Source organism: Blautia sp. HCP3S3_D9, from assembly GCF_052063845.1.
Taxonomy (GTDB): Bacteria; Bacillota; Clostridia; order Lachnospirales; family Lachnospiraceae; genus Blautia_A.
The window spans coordinates 14,171-33,408 of the sequence record NZ_JBQHWS010000032.1; the positions used below are offsets into that span (position 1 = coordinate 14,171).

At 43.1% G+C, this 19,238-nt stretch carries 18 protein-coding genes and 1 riboswitch; of the genes, 6 read left to right on the top strand and 12 right to left on the bottom strand.

The features are described 5' to 3' along the window. Positions 1-64: 64 nt before the first annotated feature. Entirely contained in the window at positions 65-1,213 is a 1,149-nt protein-coding gene (locus ACTNES_RS08325) for an AI-2E family transporter (RefSeq protein WP_291815227.1), read from the bottom strand. Between the two features lie 202 nt (positions 1,214-1,415). After that, a riboswitch (purine riboswitch) is annotated at positions 1,416-1,511 on the top strand. Between the two features lie 74 nt (positions 1,512-1,585). Here ACTNES_RS08325 and ACTNES_RS08330 point away from each other — a divergent pair. The 3 genes from ACTNES_RS08330 to ACTNES_RS08340 all read left to right on the top strand — a co-directional run bounded on the left by ACTNES_RS08330 (position 1,586) and on the right by ACTNES_RS08340 (position 5,782). Beyond that, positions 1,586-2,869 (top strand): amidohydrolase family protein, encoded by a 1,284-nt coding sequence (locus tag ACTNES_RS08330; RefSeq protein ID WP_330636068.1) that lies wholly within the window; start codon positions 1,586-1,588, stop codon positions 2,867-2,869. A gap of 177 nt (positions 2,870-3,046) precedes the next feature. After that, on the top strand, positions 3,047-4,423 hold the full coding sequence (locus ACTNES_RS08335; protein WP_291807703.1) for an NCS2 family permease: 1,377 nt from the start codon (positions 3,047-3,049) through the stop codon (positions 4,421-4,423). Positions 4,424-4,858: 435 nt separating this feature from the next. Continuing rightward, positions 4,859-5,782 (top strand): DMT family transporter, encoded by a 924-nt coding sequence (locus ACTNES_RS08340; protein ID WP_291807708.1) that lies wholly within the window; start codon positions 4,859-4,861, stop codon positions 5,780-5,782. A 69-nt stretch (positions 5,783-5,851) separates the two neighbouring features. Here ACTNES_RS08340 and ACTNES_RS08345 read toward each other — a convergent pair whose 3' ends face one another. From ACTNES_RS08345 to ACTNES_RS08365, 5 genes are all read right to left on the bottom strand, one after another. Beyond that, on the bottom strand, positions 5,852-6,232 hold the full coding sequence (locus tag ACTNES_RS08345) for a metal-dependent transcriptional regulator (RefSeq protein WP_291807702.1): 381 nt from the start codon (positions 6,230-6,232) through the stop codon (positions 5,852-5,854). A gap of 139 nt (positions 6,233-6,371) precedes the next feature. Then, positions 6,372-6,731, bottom strand: a complete 360-nt coding sequence (locus tag ACTNES_RS08350) for a hypothetical protein (protein ID WP_291815223.1) — start codon at positions 6,729-6,731, stop codon at positions 6,372-6,374. Next, complete coding sequence (locus ACTNES_RS08355) at positions 6,724-6,957, bottom strand: hypothetical protein (protein ID WP_291807700.1); 234 nt, start codon at positions 6,955-6,957, stop codon at positions 6,724-6,726. Before ACTNES_RS08355 ends, ACTNES_RS08350 begins: the two co-directional genes overlap by 8 nt. A gap of 329 nt (positions 6,958-7,286) precedes the next feature. Then, positions 7,287-7,991, bottom strand: coding sequence for a purine-nucleoside phosphorylase (gene deoD, locus ACTNES_RS08360; protein WP_216460974.1), 705 nt, complete (start codon positions 7,989-7,991; stop codon positions 7,287-7,289). 33 nt (positions 7,992-8,024) lie between these two features. Continuing rightward, positions 8,025-9,329 carry an amidohydrolase family protein gene (locus tag ACTNES_RS08365; protein ID WP_291807699.1) on the bottom strand — a complete coding sequence of 435 codons (1,305 nt, stop codon included), beginning with the start codon at positions 9,327-9,329 and terminating at the stop codon, positions 8,025-8,027. Positions 9,330-9,539: 210 nt separating this feature from the next. Between ACTNES_RS08365 and ACTNES_RS08370 the strand changes: the two genes are divergently transcribed. After that, positions 9,540-10,439: a PfkB family carbohydrate kinase gene (locus ACTNES_RS08370; RefSeq protein ID WP_291807698.1), complete on the top strand. Its 900-nt coding sequence runs from the start codon at positions 9,540-9,542 to the stop codon at positions 10,437-10,439. 109 nt (positions 10,440-10,548) lie between these two features. On the opposite strand, the gene ACTNES_RS08375 is transcribed toward ACTNES_RS08370, so the two are convergent. The 5 genes from ACTNES_RS08375 to ACTNES_RS08395 all read right to left on the bottom strand — a co-directional run bounded on the left by ACTNES_RS08375 (position 10,549) and on the right by ACTNES_RS08395 (position 16,892). Then, positions 10,549-11,469 carry an ABC transporter permease gene (locus tag ACTNES_RS08375; RefSeq protein ID WP_320813349.1) on the bottom strand — a complete coding sequence of 307 codons (921 nt, stop codon included), beginning with the start codon at positions 11,467-11,469 and terminating at the stop codon, positions 10,549-10,551. Between the two features lie 2 nt (positions 11,470-11,471). Next, positions 11,472-12,536, bottom strand: a complete 1,065-nt coding sequence (locus ACTNES_RS08380; protein ID WP_291808392.1) for an ABC transporter permease — start codon at positions 12,534-12,536, stop codon at positions 11,472-11,474. Then, the gene (locus ACTNES_RS08385; RefSeq protein ID WP_441039100.1) at positions 12,529-14,091 is read right to left on the bottom strand and encodes an ABC transporter ATP-binding protein; all 1,563 of its coding nucleotides are present in this window, start codon (positions 14,089-14,091) and stop codon (positions 12,529-12,531) included. Before ACTNES_RS08385 ends, ACTNES_RS08380 begins: the two co-directional genes overlap by 8 nt. 252 nt (positions 14,092-14,343) lie before the next feature. Further along, positions 14,344-15,474 carry a BMP family lipoprotein gene (locus ACTNES_RS08390; protein WP_291808386.1) on the bottom strand — a complete coding sequence of 377 codons (1,131 nt, stop codon included), beginning with the start codon at positions 15,472-15,474 and terminating at the stop codon, positions 14,344-14,346. Further along, a complete protein-coding gene (locus tag ACTNES_RS08395; RefSeq protein WP_300335738.1) occupies positions 15,474-16,892 on the bottom strand; it encodes an ADP-ribosylglycohydrolase family protein in 1,419 nt (472 codons plus the stop codon). Before ACTNES_RS08395 ends, ACTNES_RS08390 begins: the two co-directional genes overlap by 1 nt. Positions 16,893-17,294: 402 nt before the next feature. Here ACTNES_RS08395 and ACTNES_RS08400 point away from each other — a divergent pair, with 402 nt between their 5' ends. Both ACTNES_RS08400 and ACTNES_RS08405 read left to right on the top strand, forming a co-directional pair. Next, positions 17,295-17,717, top strand: coding sequence for a DMT family transporter (locus tag ACTNES_RS08400; RefSeq protein WP_216460982.1), 423 nt, complete (start codon positions 17,295-17,297; stop codon positions 17,715-17,717). Between the two features lie 13 nt (positions 17,718-17,730). Continuing rightward, complete coding sequence (locus ACTNES_RS08405) at positions 17,731-18,171, top strand: DMT family transporter (RefSeq protein ID WP_320813350.1); 441 nt, start codon at positions 17,731-17,733, stop codon at positions 18,169-18,171. Here ACTNES_RS08405 and udp read toward each other — a convergent pair. Further along, positions 18,131-18,919, bottom strand: coding sequence for a uridine phosphorylase (gene udp / locus ACTNES_RS08410; protein ID WP_441039101.1), 789 nt, complete (start codon positions 18,917-18,919; stop codon positions 18,131-18,133). The genes ACTNES_RS08405 and udp overlap by 41 nt on opposite strands. Between the last annotated feature and the right edge of the window lie 319 nt (positions 18,920-19,238).

Consider the following 19,238-nt stretch of genomic DNA (forward strand, 5'->3'; position numbering starts at 1 on the left):
TACAGAGACCTTACACTCATTTACAGAGTTCTTACAAATTCATCTCATTCAGTTGATAATTTCGTCACAAAACGAGCTGTTTCTTTTCCAGCCGGTCGTATACCCACTCTCTGAAGAGGGTATAGATTACAGATACCATCGGAATAAAAATAAGCATTCCCACGATTCCCATCAGACTGCCACCGAGAGTTACAGCTACCAGCACCCAGATAGATGGAAGTCCAACGGAACCGCCTACTACATGCGGATAGATGAGGTTTCCTTCTATCTGCTGAAGAACAAGGAACAGCGCAAGGAACAGAACAGCTTTTAGCGGGCTTACCATCAGGATCAGGAAAAATGAAATCCAGCAGCCAATGATTCCGCCAAATACCGGGATCAATGCTGTAAATGAGATCAGAACGCCTACCAGCATTGCATATGGAAAGCGCAGGATCGTCATAGACACGAAGAACATACTTCCAAGAATGACGGCCTCGATACACTGTCCTGTAATAAAACTGGAAAAAATTCTGTTTGCCAGGTGCCATACATGTTCTATGTATCTGACCGGTTTCTCCGGAAAGATCGCGTACATGGCTTTCCTGATCTGCTGCTGAAGTTTTTCTTTCTGGAGAAGAATATAGCAGGCAAAAACAAAGCCGATGGATGCGTTCATAGCGGTGCTAAGGAGTCCCATGGTGATGGACACTGTAGAAGAAACAATGTTATTTACGCCACTCTTGAGCACACTGAGTACAGAATCGATCATTTTACCCGGATCAATATCAAGGGACTGCGTCCATTTAACAATTTCCGGATTGTTTCCGAAAGCATTGTCTATCCATTTCTGAAAAACGGGGATGTTTTCTTCAATCTTTTTGCCGACACTTACGAAGGTTGCTCCCAATTCCGGCACTACTACCAGCATAACGATCACAAATACGCAAAGTACAAAGCAGATGGCCAGCACAAGACTGACCGGACGTGACAGTTTCTGGGCTGCTTTTTTCTTTTGTTTCAGGACTTTTCCGAATAAATGATGTTCAATGAATTTCATCGGGACATTCAGGATGAAGGCAATTCCGAATCCGATGATAAATGGGAACAGGAAACCTAAAAAAACTTTTGCTGTGCTGATAACGATATTGAGGTTCTGTACACCCAGATATAACAGGACAGCAAATGCGATGAGCCAGCGGATTTTTTTCATGTTTTCTTTGTTTAATTCCATTTTTTCTTTTCCCTTCTCTTTTATTTAATGGGTATTGTATCATATTTTATCTATAAAAGGGACGCTTAGAAAAATATTTTATCCAAAGGAAATTAAATGGTGGAAGTTAGATTTTTAAGTAAGCGCAAACTAACAAAAAAGAATAATAAATTAAATCATAGAAAAGAATTGACAGTCAACTATAAATATTTTATAATCATTTTGTAAATAATATTAGAAAACTTATATATGTCCATAATCGGTTGGATGTTTCTACCAACTACCGTAATAGTTGTCTATAAGTTCTCTCCCCAAGGAGAAAGCATGAGGTAAAGGCAACATCGGTAGCTTTTTTTTGCCTTTCCTTAACTACGAAGAAAGAAGGTAATGATTATGAACAACAAAAAACAGACATTTGCACTTAAAGGAACGATCTGCTACAGCAGTTCTCAGACAGAGCTTTCTGTTACTGAGAGAGGTTATCTGGTATGTGAAGATGGGCGATGTGTCGGGGTGTTTGGCGAGTTTCCTGAGAAGTATGCAGGAATTGAATGTACAGATTTCGGTGATGAGCTTATTATTCCGGGTCTGACGGATCTTCATCTCCATGCTCCGCAGTATACGTTCCGTTCTTCAGGTATGGATCTGGAGCTGCTGGACTGGCTGAATACTTATACGTTCCCGCAGGAAGCGCGTTATGCAGATATCGATTTTGCAAAAGAGGCTTATTCTATTTTTGTTGAAGATATGAAGAAGAGCCCGAATACAAGAGCATGTATGTTTGGAACACTTCATGTTCCGGCTACGGAGCTTCTGATGGAAATGTTGGATAAAACCGGAATGAAGACTATGGTCGGCAAGGTAAATATGGACCGCAATGGTTCTCTGGAATTGCAGGAGGAAAGTGCTCAGGCTTCTGCTGATGCTACGGTTCAGTGGATTGAAGATACGCTGGACAAATTTGAAAATGTAAAGCCAATCCTTACTCCGAGATTTACGCCATCCTGTTCTGATGAATTGATGGAGAAGCTTTCCGAGATTCAGAAGAAATATCATCTGCCGATGCAGTCCCACCTATCAGAGAATTTCGGTGAAATCGCATGGGTAAAGGAGCTTTGTCCGAATACACATTTCTATGGAGAAGCATATAGCCAGTTTGATCTTTTCGGCGGTGACTGCCCGACGATCATGGCTCACTGTGTTCATTCTTCCGATGAAGAAATTACCCTTATGAAAAAACAGGGCGTTTACATTGCTCATTGTCCTCAGTCTAACACCAATCTTTCTTCCGGTATCTCTCCTGCGAGACGTTATCTGGATGAAGGCTTACATATCGGACTGGGCTCTGATATTGCAGGTGGAACTTCAGTTTCTATTCTGCGTGCCATGGCTGATGCCATTCAGGTTTCCAAGCTGTACTGGCGGCTGGTTGATTCTTCCATGAAGCCGCTTACCGTTGAAGAAGCCTTTTATATGGGAACAGAAGGAGGCGGTTCCTTCTTTGGAAAGGTCGGAAGCTTTAAGGAGGGTTATGAATTTGATGCGGTTGTGCTTAATGACAGCACTATTCCAACACCTTTGAAGCTTTCTCCGAAAAACAGACTGGAAAGATTGATCTATCTTTCCGATGACCGTAATATTACCGCTAAGTATGTAGCTGGAAAGAAGATTCTGTAACTGCAGGAAATACAGATTCCGGCGGCGGTTTCTGATTTATCAGGACGATCAATTCTAGGAGTTTCACCCTGTTTTTTTCGGGATGGTCATCTGGATCGCCGCAGATTAACCGGCAATTTGTTACTGCTCACACTATGTACAGTAACGACAATTTTAAAATCAAAAGGGGGAAGGATTATGAACCTTGACAAATTGTTTCATCTCAAAGAGAACCACACTGACGTAAAGACGGAAGTCATGGCAGGTATTACCACATTCATGACAATGGCCTACATTCTGGCTGTTAATCCGAACATTCTGGAAGCATCCGGCATGGACAGAGGTGCTGTTTTTACAGCAACTGCACTGGCATCCTTTATCGCTACCTGCCTGATGGCGTTACTTTCTAACTACCCGTTTGTTCTTGCACCGGGTATGGGCTTAAATGCTTACTTCGCATACACGGTTGTTCTCGGTATGGGATACAGCTGGCAGCAGGCACTGGCAGCTGTATTTGTAGAAGGTATTATTTTTATCCTGTTATCACTCACAAACGTGCGTGAAGCGATTTTTAACGCGATTCCAATGAACCTGAAACATGCAGTATCCGTTGGTATCGGACTTTTCATTGCTTTTATCGGACTGCAGAATGCGAAGATCGTAGTTAATAATGACTCTACTCTGGTAAGCGTATTTTCCTTTAAATCTTCCGTATCCAATGGAACATTTAATACAGAAGGAATCACCGTTCTGCTTGCACTGATCGGACTTCTGATCACTGCCATTCTTCTTGTAAAGAATGTAAAAGGAAATATCCTCTGGGGTATCCTGATCACATGGGGACTTGGGATCATCTGCCAGTTTATCGGACTTTATAAACCGGATGCAGCGGCTGGCTGGTACAGTCTCCTGCCGGATTTCTCAAACGGAATCTCTATTCCAAGCATGGCTCCGACATTTATGAAGATGGATTTCTCCATTGTCTTCACACTGGATTTCGTAGTCATCATGTTCGCATTCCTGTTTGTAGATATGTTCGATACACTTGGAACATTGATCGGTGTTGCTTCCAAAGCTGACATGCTTGATAAAGAAGGCAAACTTCCAAATATCAAAGGTGCTCTTCTTTCTGACGCAGTAGGAACTACAGTAGGTGCTATGTGCGGTACTTCTACAGTTACTACTTTCGTAGAGAGTGCTTCCGGTGTTGCTGAAGGCGGACGTACAGGACTTACTTCCCTGGTAGCAGCCATCCTTTTCGGATTATCATTGCTGTTATCTCCGATCTTCCTGGCAATTCCTTCTTTTGCTACTGCACCGGCTCTGATCATCGTTGGTTTCCTGATGCTTACATCTGTAACCAAGATTGATTTCAACGACATGACGGAAGCCATCCCGGCATTTATCGCGATCATCGCAATGCCGTTCCTGTACAGCATTTCCGAAGGTATCTCCATGGGTGTTATCTCCTATGTGATCATCAATGTTGTTACAGGTAAAGCAAAAGAAAAGAAGATCAGCGTACTGATGTATGTGCTTGCTGTACTGTTCATTCTGAAATATATCTTTATCTGATCTGCGGAATATTGGAAATAAGATTAAACACTTACAATTACACATTTGCGAAAAAGGAGCCTCCTGCAGGGGCTTCTTTTTTGTACTCCCAAGCCTTTCTCTTATTCACATTTTCATGCATAACTTTCTGCCTTCTCAAATTACTCCATCATCTTTTTCTAATACAATTTCAACAAACTCATTACTGTTCACTCCGTTTTCAGTAACGCAAACTCTACTCTCAGATTTATCACTTTAACAATCTTCTTTTACTTTTCTGGTCTGTGTTGTATAATTATGAAAGCATTTATTCATTTTACAAATCAGTCTGATATTTGCAGCTTATACTGTTTCTATCCACACTGTATGAATAAATATTTTGTATTATCCACATTTTATACATTTCATTTACACACTATATTAAGGAAGGATTTTTTACAAATGCAAAAACAACAGATACCTTTAAAAAATTCCCTGCTCCTGCTCCTCGCTGCAGTTATCTGGGGCATCGCTTTTGTGGCTCAGAGCGTGGGAATGGACTATGTCGGAGGATTCACATTTAATGCAGTCCGTTCTCTGATCGGATCCGCTGTACTGGTTCCTCTCATCCTTGTTCTTGGACAGAAAAATTCTAACAGCTCTGCAACAGTAGAAACCGCCAGTTCCCATCCATCCACCAACACCGTATCCAATGTCCAGAAACAAAAAGATCTGATCATCGGCGGTATTTTCTGTGGAATCTGCCTTTGTCTGGCAAGCAACTTCCAGCAGTTCGGCATTAAATATACTACTGTCGGAAAAGCCGGATTTATTACCGCCTGTTATATCGTGATCGTACCGATCATCGGTCTGTTTCTTGGAAAAAAATGCAGCAAATTTATCTGGGCTGCTGTTGTAATGGCACTGATTGGACTTTACCTTCTGTGTATTACAGATGGATTCTCCATTGGTAAAGGCGACCTGCTTGTACTGGTATGTGCGTTCTTATTCTCCATACATATTCTGGTCATTGACCACTTTTCTCCGAAAGTGGATGGAGTAAAACTTTCCTGCATCCAGTTCCTGACCTGCGGAATCCTATCCGGAATTCCTGCACTGTTGTTTGAACACCCGGATTTTTCATCCATTCTTGCAGCATGGCAGCCAATTCTCTATGCCGGAGTTATGTCCTGTGGTGTAGCTTATACCCTGCAGATCATAGGCCAGAAAAACATGAATCCAACTGTCGCATCCCTGATCCTCAGCCTGGAGTCCTGCATCTCTGTTCTCGCAGGCTGGGTTCTTCTTGGACAGCAGTTAAGCGCAAAAGAAATCTTTGGATGCGTAATCATGTTCGCCGCGATCATCCTTGCGCAGCTTCCGCAGAAACAGAACGCATAATGCTCAAAGAGCGGCTATTTCGTAACTTCACACGAAACAGCCGCTCTTTTATCTTGTTATATTTTTACCTTATTCCACTTCCCCAATCACTTTGTGAAAGTGTTCTTTTATCTTAGAAAAACTCTCATCGCTCAGATCATGCTCCAACTTGCAAGCATCCTCTTTCGCAACCTCAGGGCTTACACCGAGATGTTCCAGCATCTTGCTCAGCACTGTATGACGCTCATAAATATGAACCGCGATCTCATTTCCCTTCTCCAGAAGTGTTACCGTACCATAACGGTCCATAGCAATATAACCATCTTCACGAAGCAACTTCATCGCATGACTTACACTTGGTTTCGATACCCCAAGCATCGTTGCAATATCAATAGAACGAACCCCGTCCCCCTGTTTGGACAACACCAAAATGGCCTCTAAATAATCCTCCGCTGACTTTCTAATCTGCATTCAAAATACCTCCCATATTGTATTTATATTAACACAAAATGAAAGGAGTTTCAATTGCTCTTCTTGAGAACAGTCGTCATTAACTGCCCCTCTAACACAATACTGTATGAATGTTGCATCTCAGATTTACTCAACTTTTTTACATAAATATCTGTTTCAGTAGACTTACAACTTCATCATTCATTAAACCATATATTTTCAATAAATTTTTATCAAACGGTTCTTGTTCCAGATCATTAATGAAAGTATGTATATCCAGCTCCACGCTCTTCGGCAATCCAGTTGTTTTTTCCAATATAAGTTCTGATGCAATACGTAGAATATCTTTCTTATGTTTCTTTATATCACTGGAATCAACCAATTCACCAGATTCTTTTCTCATTTTCAGGTCAAGATATGCTTTCGCCTCAAAAAGAATAATATATTCCGGTCTAAGAACCGAAAGACCATTCTCTATAGCTTTTCCATTAAGAAGAGCCTTATAATAAGCATCATCCAAAAGAATTGCAGATAAGCTGGATTCTTGTTGCTCTGAAATTCACTTCATTACTCTCAAATATAATATCGCAGGCAGCACCACCAATCAGAATATACTGATCCTTATAATCAGCAAAATATTTCCGGAATACATCTAACCCCTTGACCATACATACTCCTCCAGCATCCTGCCCAGCTTCAGCTTCTCCATCCACATCCACCGACTCCGATGCCGAATCCCCTGCCAACCCCAAAACTCCTGAGCTCAATTTCCCCATATACCAAAAACAGCGTCGAAAAATATTTCATTTCATGTGCATTTGCAGGATGCTTAGATATTCTTAGTTCTCAAAAATCTGCGTTATGAGCCTCCAGGGACACTGTCTGAGCGAAGCGAGTTTGTCCCTGGAGACTCATGCTTTTAGCAGATTTTTGAGGACTTAGAATATCTTAGCGTCCGAAACCGCACATGAAATGAAATATTTTTTTACGCGTCCCTATTGAAAGCAAAAAGCCCCCTGACCAGTATTCCCACATACCAGCCAAAGAGCCCCTACTATCTATATTGGATTATCCCTTAAATTCCTAAAGCAATCTCCATCATCTTATTAAATGAAGTCTGTCGAGCCTCCGCAGAAATCGCTTCCTCTCTGAACATATGATCAGAAATAGTAAGAATACCCAGCGCCTCCTTACCAGCTCTTGCCGCATTCATAAACAGCGCCGCACACTCCATTTCCGCACAAAGAACACCCATCTTTCTCCATGCCTTGGAACTCTCCGGATTATCACTGTAGAACACATCAGAAGATACAACAGTACCAACATGAACCGGAGTACCCTGCTCTTTTGCAACTTCCACTGCTCTCTCAACCAGGCTGTAGCTTGCTGTCGGAGCAAATGTTCCAGGTAACTGATACTGGCTTCCATAATTGGAATCTGTGCATGCACTCATAGCAATCACAACATCCATTACATTCACATCATCCTGTAAAGCACCAGCAGAACCGATACGGATGATCTTCTCTACATCATAGAAATTATAAAGCTCATAGCTGTAGATACCCATAGACGGCATACCCATACCGCCACCCATAACGGATACCTGCTCTCCCTTATATGTTCCTGTGTAACCGAACATATTTCTTACTGTGTTAAAGCATACCGGATTCTCCAGATATGTCTCTGCGATATATTTCGCACGCAGCGGATCTCCCGGCATCAGAACTTTCTTTGCAATGTCACCTTTCTTTGCGGTGTTGTGTGGTGTTGGAATACACATAGTAATTTTCCTCCTTTTTGTTTTTATATAAATTTAATAAGTAACCTCTGCTTTTCCTTTACCTCTCGCCAGCAGCTCTTTCTGCAAGCGGATTGCCTCTTTCATCAGCGCCTCCGTATCCATCTTCAGCTTACCATCATATTTCAGGAACTCACCTGCTACCATAGTATATTTTACATTCTGACTATTACTGCTGTAAAGGATAGATGAGATCGGACTGTAAAATGGGAAAGTATCCGGCTGGTACAGATCCCAGATTACCAGATCTGCCGGTGCACCCTCTTTCATTCTTCCACTTCCAAACGGGAATGCCTGGTGACTTGCCATCAGATGTTTCCAGATTTCCTCAGCCGTATACTCTGCGGAATTTCTGTCCTGATACTTGCCAAGCAGACCAAACAGTCTTGCCTGTTCCATCGGATTCAGTGTATTGGAGCTTGCTGCACCGTCTGTTCCGAATCCGTAATTCAGTTTCTTATAATGATCAAAGAAACCGCCCTTACCGGATGCCAGTTTCATATAAGTCTTCGGGCAGAATGCAAACCAGGTATCATCTCTCAGATATTTCAGGTCATCCTCCTCGATCCATAAACCATGTCCGATCAAAACCTTACAGTCAAATCCGCCTGCCTCATGCAGGATTCCAAATGGTGTCATACCTGTCTCTTTTCTGGCTTTCTCTACCTGTACATCCTCTTCTGATACATGCAGATGGATCGGCAGATCCAGTTCTTTTGCCACATCAACGATCTCTTTCAGTGTCGGTGACGGGCAGGTATAGTTAGCATGCGGTCCCATGTGGAAAGAAATCTTGTCAGAATCATTTCTGTGCTCCTGGATAAATTCTTTCACCTGAGCCAGACGGTCATGGAAATCAGGAGTCATACCAAACAGTGTCGGTGCCAGATCTCCACGGATTCCTGTCTCTTTCACTGCTTTCAGTACCTGTTCCTCTCCGAAATAATGGTCTGCAAAAACTGTTACACCATTGTTGATCATCTCGGAGATTCCCATAAGTGTTCCGATATAAACATCATCATCTGTCATCTTGCTCTCATACGGCCAGATCATCTCATTGAACCAGGCATCTGCAGTTACATCCTCTGCAATTCCCTTAAAGATATTCATAGCTGTATGTGTATGCAGATTCGCCAGACCCGGACTTACAAAGTATTTGCTGCAGTCAATGTTCTCATCTGCAGCTACGGAATGGTCATCTTCACTCTCTGCTACAATCTTGAGGATTTTTCCATCTTTAATATATACATTCTGTTTCAGAGTGCATTTTGCTTCTTCATCCAGAATTCCTGCACCCTGCAGTAAAATTGTTTTCTGCATTAATTTCACCCTTTCTGTATTGCCAGTAAAATCTATCTGTGATAGCATATTTCTCGTAGTTGTTTATTATCAGTTTCTGTCTGCTAGATTCACATAATACGATATCAGAGCCAAAAGATATTTTGCTTCTGAATATAAAATTATGGAACTTCAGCAGAAATTATTTTTTCATAATTACATAATCTCACATCATCAGAAGGAGTTTCCATCATGAAAAAAGCACTGATCATTGGTTCTACTGTCGTAGATGTTATCGTAAATCTTGTTGATTCTCTTCCACGGACCGGCGAGGACGTCCATGTACGCAGCCAGCATATGTCTCTGGGCGGATGCGCTTACAATGTTTCTGATTCTGTACGTCATTTCCGGGTTCCTTACATCCTGTTCTCCCCTGTAGGTACAGGAGTTTACGGATATTTCGTAAGAGAAGAATTAAAGAAAAAAGGAATCGCCATTCCCATTCCGGCGCCAAACATGGATAACGGATGCTGCTACTGTTTCGTAGAAAAGAGCGGCGAACGCACTTTCATCTCCTATCACGGTGCGGAATACCTGTTCCAGAAAGACTGGTTTGATCTCATTGATCTGGAAGAAATTGATTCTGTTTATATCTGCGGCCTTGAAATTGAAGAAGTGACAGGAAGCAATGTCGTAGAGTTCCTGGAAAAGAACCCGCAGCTTACTGTTTTCTTCGCCCCCGGCCCAAGACTTACTGTCATTGACCCGGCTCTTGTAAATCGCATTTATAATCTCTCACCGATCCTGCATCTCAATGAAACAGAAGCACTTGATGCCAGTGGAAAATCCACCATTTCAGAAGCAGGTGCTTATCTCTATGGTAAAACACACAACACTGTGATCATTACCCTTGGAGAAAAAGGCTGCTACTACTTCGACGGAACCACTGAAGAAATCATCCCTCCTGTACCGACCACTCAGGCAGATACCATCGGCGCAGGTGATTCCCATATCGGTTCTGTCATTGCCTGCCTGAAAAAGGGTGACAGTTTACATGATGCAATTGCAAAAGCAAACCGTGTTTCCTCTGCTGTTGTGGCAACTCCGTCTGCAATCCTGCCGGACGAGGAATTTGCAAAACTGAATTTCTGATTCTCTCGTATACAAGCATCCCTGCTTTATTGCTGTCTGCAATATAAAGCAGGGATTTTTTTCTTAAAGCACCCAGGCAGGATTCCGGCCCTCTGCTTTCCTGTTCTTTTTATTTACCGCTCAGACGCTCTTTTTTCTTCTTCTGTCCATAATAGTAAACGCCAAGTCCGATAAGAGTAGTCAGATAAGGTACCATCAGAATAATCTCATACGGCATAACAGAAGTAAGCTGCATAACGTTTGCAACCGCCTGTGCAATACCAAAGAGCAGAGATACCAGAAAACCACCAATCGGGGTATTTCCACCCATACTTGCAGCTGCCAGGGCAATAAAGCCACGGCCGCCTGCCATATCTTTTGTGAACATATTCATATATCCACCGGAGAGGTAGAAACCACCCATCGCTGCCAGCACACCACTGATGATCAGTGCAATATACTGAATCTTACGGGAACTGATACCTACTGATTCCGCTGCATTCTTGTTCTCGCCAACTGCACGGATTGCAAGTCCCAGAGGTGTTTTGTACAGGAACAGGTGCAGCAGGATTACTGCCAGGATAGATAACCATGTCAGGACATTCTGTCCTGAAAGAATGCTTCCGATAAATGGGATCTTCTCAACAAATGGAATCACTACTGATGGTGCAGACACACTTCGGATAGAGGAAGAAACTCCTCTGTCTCCGGAAAATGCAACCAGAAGTAATACTGTACCGCCGGTAGCCGTCAGATTAATGGCGATTGCTGCCAGAATTTCGTCTGTCTTCAGGTTCAGGATAAAGAACGCAAGGATCATACCAATCAGACCGCCAAGCACCATTGTGATCAGAAGTCCCAGCCATGCACTGTGTGTTATTGATGAAAAAATAACTCCGAACAAAGCAGAAAACAACATAATTCCCTCGAGAGCCATATTACAGATTCCGGCTTTTGCAGCAATGGCAGCTGCCAGAGTTGCAAACAGGATCGGAGTTGCCGATCTTAAAATTGTCGTAAAAAAGTCAGGGGATAAAATCGCACTCCACATACCTATACCGCCTCCTCATCTTTCAGTGCTGCTTTTGCTTCTTTGGCAATGATCTTATGTTTATATTTGCTCAGGAACTGCTCTGCAACTACAAGCAGGATAATAATACCCTGTGTGATCTGCACGATCTCCAGTGTAACATCTGTTCTACGTGCCATGATAGAAGCTCCTGTACGCAGATAAGCAAGGAACAAAGCAGCAAAAGGTGTATACAACGGGTTCTTTTTGGAAAGTGTACAGATAATGATCGCATCCCATCCATATCCAAGAAGAGAAGTCCAGGTAAATCTGCTGTAGATCGGGCTGAGCATTTCCACACCACCGCCGAGACCTGCAACGAAACCACCCAGAAGCTGAGAGATCATGATAACTTTCACAATGCTGACTCCGGAATATTTCGCAAATTCTTCATTCTCACCGGCAAGACGGAGCTCATATCCCATCTTTGTTCTGTAAAGGAAGAAATACCCAAGAACAGCTACTGCGATCGCAATGATAATTCCCAGATGTACACGTGTTCCGGGAATCAGTACCGGGAGCTCTGCAGCATCTGCCAGCTTATAGGAAGCAGCACTGGCTTTCGGGTCACCGATCACATTATTTAACATATAGTTTCCAAAATATAATGCCAGATAGTTGATCATCAGAGATGAAACCATCTCAGACGCTGTTGTTGTAATTTTCATAATAGCAGGGATTGCTGTAAACAGCGCACCTACCAGACCAGCACAAAGAAGTGCCATAAATGGTGATACAAAAGTGGCAGTTAATTTAATTGCCACGCAGGATGCGATCAGACCACCAATGTGGAATGCGCCCTCACCAGCCAGGTTGATCTGGTTTGCAGAGAACATGATGCAGACACCAGTACCTGTAAAGATCAGCGGAATCATGGATTCCACTACGTTTCCCATACTTCTCTTGTTTGTAAAAGGACCGATCAGTAAATATTTGATCGCTTCCAGCGGCTGATCACTTACCATGAAGATAATCACAAAAGAGATGGCAAGTGCGATCAGGACGGAAAAGACGGTCCTCACCATATCAAATTTCTTTGCACTATTCATATAATACTCCCTCCAGTACATCATCATGCTTAATACCCAACATATGCTGTCCAAGCTCATCCTCTGTTACATTCTCCACGTCTGTAAAGAATCCGGCAAATTTGCCTTTGTACATAACAGCCAGTCTGTCACTCAGGGAGAAAATCTCTGTAAGGTCCGCAGAGATCAGGATAACCGCACATCCCGCATCACGGAACTCCAGCAGTCTCTTTCTGATAAATGCCGCAGCACCAACGTCGATACCACGTGTCGGCTGGTTCGCAATAATAATATCCGGACCTGTTGAGAATTCTCTGGCAACGATAACTTTCTGGATATTACCACCGGAAAGCATTCCCACGTTCTGCTTTCTGGATTTACATTTGACCATATATTCCTTGATCAGCTCATCGCTTCTCTGTTCCATTGCCTTACGTTTCAGCAGGAATTTTCCGGAGAATCTCTTATCTTTATACTGATTGGAGAACATATTTTCCATGATGCTCAGGGTTCCTGCACATCCGGAAGTCATACGGTCTTCAGGAATATGTGCCAGCTTCATCTCTCGGATATCCTCAATAGAAGCATTTGCAATATCCTGTCCTTTGATCTTGATCTCACCTTTGTACTTCTTGTTCAATCCTGTCAGTGTATCAATCAGTTCGCTCTGTCCGTTGCCCTCAACTCCGGCGATTCCAAGAATCTCTCCACCTTTCAGGTCAAAGGAAAGATCATCAACTTTCAGGACACCCTGTGCATTATGTACAGTCAGGTTACGTACTTTCATAAATATGTCATCTGTGAGATGCTGCTCTTTCTTGTCAAATTTCAGGGAAACTTCTCTTCCCACCATCAGACGGGACATTTCCTGTGTGGAGATATCCTTTACTTCGTATGTTCCCATGCTGCGGCCATTTCTCATGATAGTAGCACGGTCGCAGATCTTCTTGATCTCATCCAGCTTGTGGGAAATAAAGATAATGGTGTGGCCTTTCTCTCTCAGCTTCATCAGCTGAATGAAAAGCTCGTCTGTTTCCTGTGGAGTCAGTACTGCTGTCGGCTCATCCAGGATCAGGATCTCAGCACCTCTGTAAAGGGCTTTTAGAATCTCTACCTTCTGTTTGATGCCAACCGGGATTTCCTCTACTTTCTGGCGGACATCAATGTCAAAGTTATATTCCTTTGCAATGTCCTCTGCTGCCTTGATCGCCTTGTCCATATCAATGAACAGACCTTTCTTCGGCGCAACTCCCAGAATGATATTCTCAGCAACTGTCAGTGACGGTACTAGCATGAAGTGCTGATGTACCATACCGATTCCTTTACTAATAGCATCCTGTGGAGATTTGATAGTTGTAGGCTGTCCCTTGAGAATAATCTCACCCTGATCCGGTGCTTCCAGTCCGAAAAGAACTTTCATCAGTGTACTCTTACCGGCACCATTCTCACCGAGCATCGCGTGAATCTCGCCCTTACGAAGCTCAAGGGATACATCTTCATTGGCTACCACACCATTGCCGTAAATTTTCATGATGTGGTTCATCTGTAATACAGTCTGATTATCCAATCCGTTCACCTCGTTTCTTATTTGTCGCATATATCAGGTTCAAAAAACTCAAAAACACTCATCACTATGCAGCTAAGCTTTTGGAACCTGATATCATTGCTCATCTCTGATATAGCATCGTGTTAAAACGTATACTTATCTAAACAAGAATGCGCATCATGCGAAACAGCATGACGCGCACCTTTGCTTATCATCTTGATATATCAGAATACTGACACATCACCAGCCTAAGGCTTGGTCGTTTTTCAATATTCAGTTCAATTAGCTCAATTTTGCAGAGTCGATCAGAGCCTGAACATCGTCTGGGCTCATTGCATCGTCACCAAGAGTTGTAGGAACTGTGATCTTTCCATCGATGATATCCTGTTTCAGTTCTTCAACTTTTGTACGGATTTCTTCCGGAACTACTTCTTCATAATGTTCGTCTTCTACAAGCTCAACACCGCCATCAGCAAGTCCGAGATACTCAAGAGTACCGTATGGAAGCTCACCGTCAATATCTTCTTTGATCGCACGAACCAGAGAATTACCTACATTCTTAAGAGCGGATGTAGGAATATTTGCTGCATAGTCCGGGAGAACTGCTGCCTGGTCAGAGTCAACACCAAATGCATATCTCTTCGCATCTACAGCTGCTTCGATCTGTCCAAGGCCTGCACTTCCTGCTACGTTGAATCCTACATCTGCACCATTCTGATACTGTGTAAGAGCCATATCTTTACCGGCTGCAGAATCATAGAAGTTACCTACATAAGCAAGAGCAACCTGTGTTTCTTCATCAACATCTTTTGCACCCTGAATGTATCCAACAAGGAAGTCCTCAATAACAGAGTTGTCCATACCACCAAGGAATCCAATGATCTTATTGGACGGATCAACCATCTCAAGGGAATCATCTGTTGTCATCATGGCAGCCATAGCTCCAAGAAGATAAGATACCTCGTTCTGCTTGTACATTACGTTGTATACATTGTCCTCTCCGCCTGCACTGTAATCAAAAGCTTCATCAAAGAAGATGAATTTCTGATCCGGATAATCATTTGCTGCATTTGTAAGAGCATCCAGCATCTGATAAGTACCGCAGATGATCATATCATAAGAACCATCATCGCAGTAATCATACATAGTCGGTTCCCATTTTGCTTCGTCTGCAGATGTAGCACCCATCTGTTCTACTTTGTAAGTGAACTTATCTTCTCCAAGTTCTTCCTGCAGTGCTTCCATTCCTGAGTTTGCAGAGTCAAAGAATGATTTGTCTCCGAGAGTTCCGTTAAGCAGAAGTGCTACTTTGTATGGTTCTCCATCGTCTTTGGCCATAACCGGTACTGCTGCTACTCCCATGGACAGGATCATTGATGCGGTAAGAGTTGCTGCTACTAATTTTTTCTTCATTATTTCGTTCCTCCTTTTCCTTTTGCCTGTTCAGCCATTTTGATACTCTTTACTGTTTTCTGAACTAACTCCTCCAGAGAAATGGTTCTGTATTCTCCCCTCATGTAGGTGTCCAGCCTGGAAAAAGCCGGGTGGATCAGTTCAGCGGGAATCGCTTTGGTTCCCTGTTGAATTGCCAGAAGCGGCATGATCATTCCCGCATTGCAGTCCACATCAACACCACACATGGTAATGATATGAAGTGTCTCACGGAAATCGCCGTTTCCATATATTAATGCGATGATCTCGCAGCAGGCGTTCGGGTACGCATGGATCCAGTTATACTTATGGAACTTGTCCATACATGCCTTTAATGCATCCTGCCAGTGCTCATAACATATACAGCAGTCATACGCATAAGAGACCACCGAATAATATTCACTGTCTTTCGGAATCAGATCTATGGAAGTTCTCACAACATTCCGGATATCCGTATCCACGAATGCCAGTGAAGTCATCACTGCGTTGAAAACTTCTCCAAGGATTCCGTTGTTCGCATGGGAAACCTCTCCGTCCCTCCATGCAAGCATTGCTGCGATATAAGGTTTGCCAGGTGCCGCCATGCCACATACACCGGCTCTCATCTGAGCCCCGATCCATTCATTGAACGGATTACAGTGTGTGCCACTCTCAGGCGGGAAAATCCCGTTCTTGATATTGCGGATCGCCAGTTCCTCAGCAGACCATCCACAAGGGATCAGTCCTACCCAGGCAAGTGCAATATCCTCCGAGGTTACCTCATATCCTTTCTTTGAAAATGCATCCAGAAATGCAAGTTCAAAGGTTATATCATCATTATATGTATTGGGCTCTCTCAAAAATCCCTTTACATCTCCAAATGCCTTAACTAAATTCTCGCTGGTATAGCCCTCAACCATAGTTCCCATGGCACCGCCCACCAGCTGCGCAAGCCATCCTGCGTGAATCTTGTCCGCAAACTCCTCTGTTGTACAGTCTACAGAAACTGCCTCCGGAAAAATAACCTGCTCCTCATACTCCTCAAAGGAGTGATAATACCTGTAATTCCAGTAAGGCGATGTCTCATCTTTCACTGCATGTGCCAGTTCTCTTCGAAGCTGTGCGGAAACCTGATGAAGTTTTACAAAGTCTCCTGCTTCATGTGCCGCAAGTCCTTCGTGTAAAAGCTGATAGCCTTTCTCACTGACCAGATAACCTCTGTTCTCCAACGCCTGGACTGCTGCCACCATGATCTTCTCCGGTGCTCCGGATCCCGGTACATTGCTGCCCCAGTCGAGAGACAGGTTGTCATCATAGAAACCGGACACATCTACGTTGTCCGTCCATGTCTGCTCTTCTTCGCTGCGGATCACGGGCTGTGCATTATGAAAAATCTCCTGTGCCATCTCCCATGCTTTCATAGGTTTGTCTCCTTTTTTTGGTGTTATTGACTAGAATATTGATGTTTTCGTCAATATTTTAGTTTAATATATCTATTGTAACTTACTTTCAAAAGAATTTCCACCCTTTTTTTCTGACAAAAAATATATATTTTGGTGATTCTGAAAATACTTTCTTTCATTGCAGCCAGTTTCACTCTCATATTTAGATATCTTCCCGATTTTCGAAAATAATTGTCTGATAATTTTCTCAAAGGACTGGCAAGCCGCATTTTTTTCCTGTATAATAGCGTGATACAATGTTAACTGCATATGATATTTTCATTTTTCTTTATGAAAATATCACCCGGGGATTTCTGTCAGTTACAGATAAACGACAGTCATCCCGTAACATTTTACTATTTAGGAGGAGGAAATCTTTTTATGTACGCATTTTTTACTCTGCTTGCAGGTGCCTGCCAGTCTGCCATGGGCAGTCTGAACCGCATGCTCACAGATTATGTGGGCATGTTCGGCATGAGTCTTGTAGTTCACGCTGTCGGCGGTATTCTTCTGATCCTGTACATGAAGCTGTACTGCCATGAAAAATTAAAAATTTCCGGAATGCCATGGTACCTGTATTCTGCAGGATTCTTCGGCATCTTTCTGGTTGTCACTTCCAGTTACTGTATCGGAGCCCTCGGAGTATCCGTCATGACCTGTCTCTCTGTTACAGGACAGCTTGTGATCTCCGCAGTGATCGACCACTTCGGCTGGTTCGGAGTTCCTAAGATCCCGTTCAACCTGAAGCGTCTTCCCTGCTTCGCACTGATCCTGATCGGACTGATCATCATCAATCTTTCATGAAAGGAGCTTCGATATGGCATTTGTACTTACTCTGGGATTCGTAAACGGATGCGCAACTGTAATCTCAAAGATGATCAATTACCGCTGTACCAAATATCTCGGAACAAATAATGGTTCCCTTGTAAACTACATCGTTGCTACAGTGTTATCTTTTATTCTTCTGCTGGTATCCACCAGATTCTCCGTGGATCTGTATTCTTTCGGACAGGCACCGTGGTGGGCTTACCTTGGAGGTGCATTCGGGATCGTGGCATTTATCATTTCCATGATCACCCTCTCACACCTCAAGGTTATGGAATCCACCATTCTCCTGCTGGTTGGTCAGTTAACCGCAGGTATTCTCTTCGATGCTCTGATGTTCCAGAATATCAGCCTTAAGAAAATCCTTGGCATCGTTCTTGTTGCCGCAGGTATTATCTGGGACAATCGGATTTCGCACGGTCCTGAGCAATAAGCAGTCTCAGTGCTCCCACACCCACGCGCACAGCCATGTCTGTGTCGTGGCACTGCGGGTTGTCCATTCCTCTCTTCGCTCTCTCCTGATTACCTACAGCAAGAAAAGCTGCACCGCAGCGAACTCTCAGATAACTGCCTACTGTGAAAAGAGCAGCTGATTCCATTTCAGATGCAAGGCATCCAAGTCTCATCCATGCTTCCCATTTATTTTCAAGTTCATAACTTACAGGTTTTGTCTGTGGTGAATGCTGTCCATAGAAAGAATCTTTACTCTGTACAACACCTGTATGATAATTGCATCCCATTTCTTTTGCAGATTCTACCAGAGCATTGACTACGTCCAGGTTTGCCACTGCCGGAAATTCGATCGGTGCGTATTCTTTACTTGTTCCCTCCATACGGATAGAACCGGTTGCCACGATAATGTCGCCGCCTTTTACCTCAAGGTCCATGCCGCCGCAGGTTCCTACTCTGATAAAGGTATCTGCGCCGCACTGTACCAGTTCTTCCAGTGCGTTAGATGTGGACGGACCACCGATCCCTGTAGAGGTTACGCTGACTTTCTCTCCGTCCAGATAGCCTGTGTAGGTTACAAATTCTCTCTTATCTGCGATCTGTACCGGATCATCGAAGTATTTGGCGATTGCCGCACATCTCTTCGGATCTCCTGGCATAAGTACATATTTGCCTACCTCTCCCGGTGCTACATCAATGTGAAATGCTCTTCCGTTGTCTGAATAAACCATAACTTGTCCTCTCTTTCCTTTTTATGTTTTATTTTGAAATTTTGTTTTAATTTCGGCACATATATTTTTCATATGCTCTTTAAACTGAATTAAGTAAGTTTGATACTTCAATCACAAATATTTGTTGACCAATTCCCTATAATATCACACAGAAAATATCTGCATTTATCATGCCTGAGTTTTTTCAATGGCATTAATTCCGTCTTAATTTCGCACTTTTAATATTGCTATTAGTGCTAACTTCCCATTTTTTTCCTACTCACACCCTGTTATTAGCTAAAACAAAAGGTTTTAAAGTTTTTTGCTAAGTAAACATACC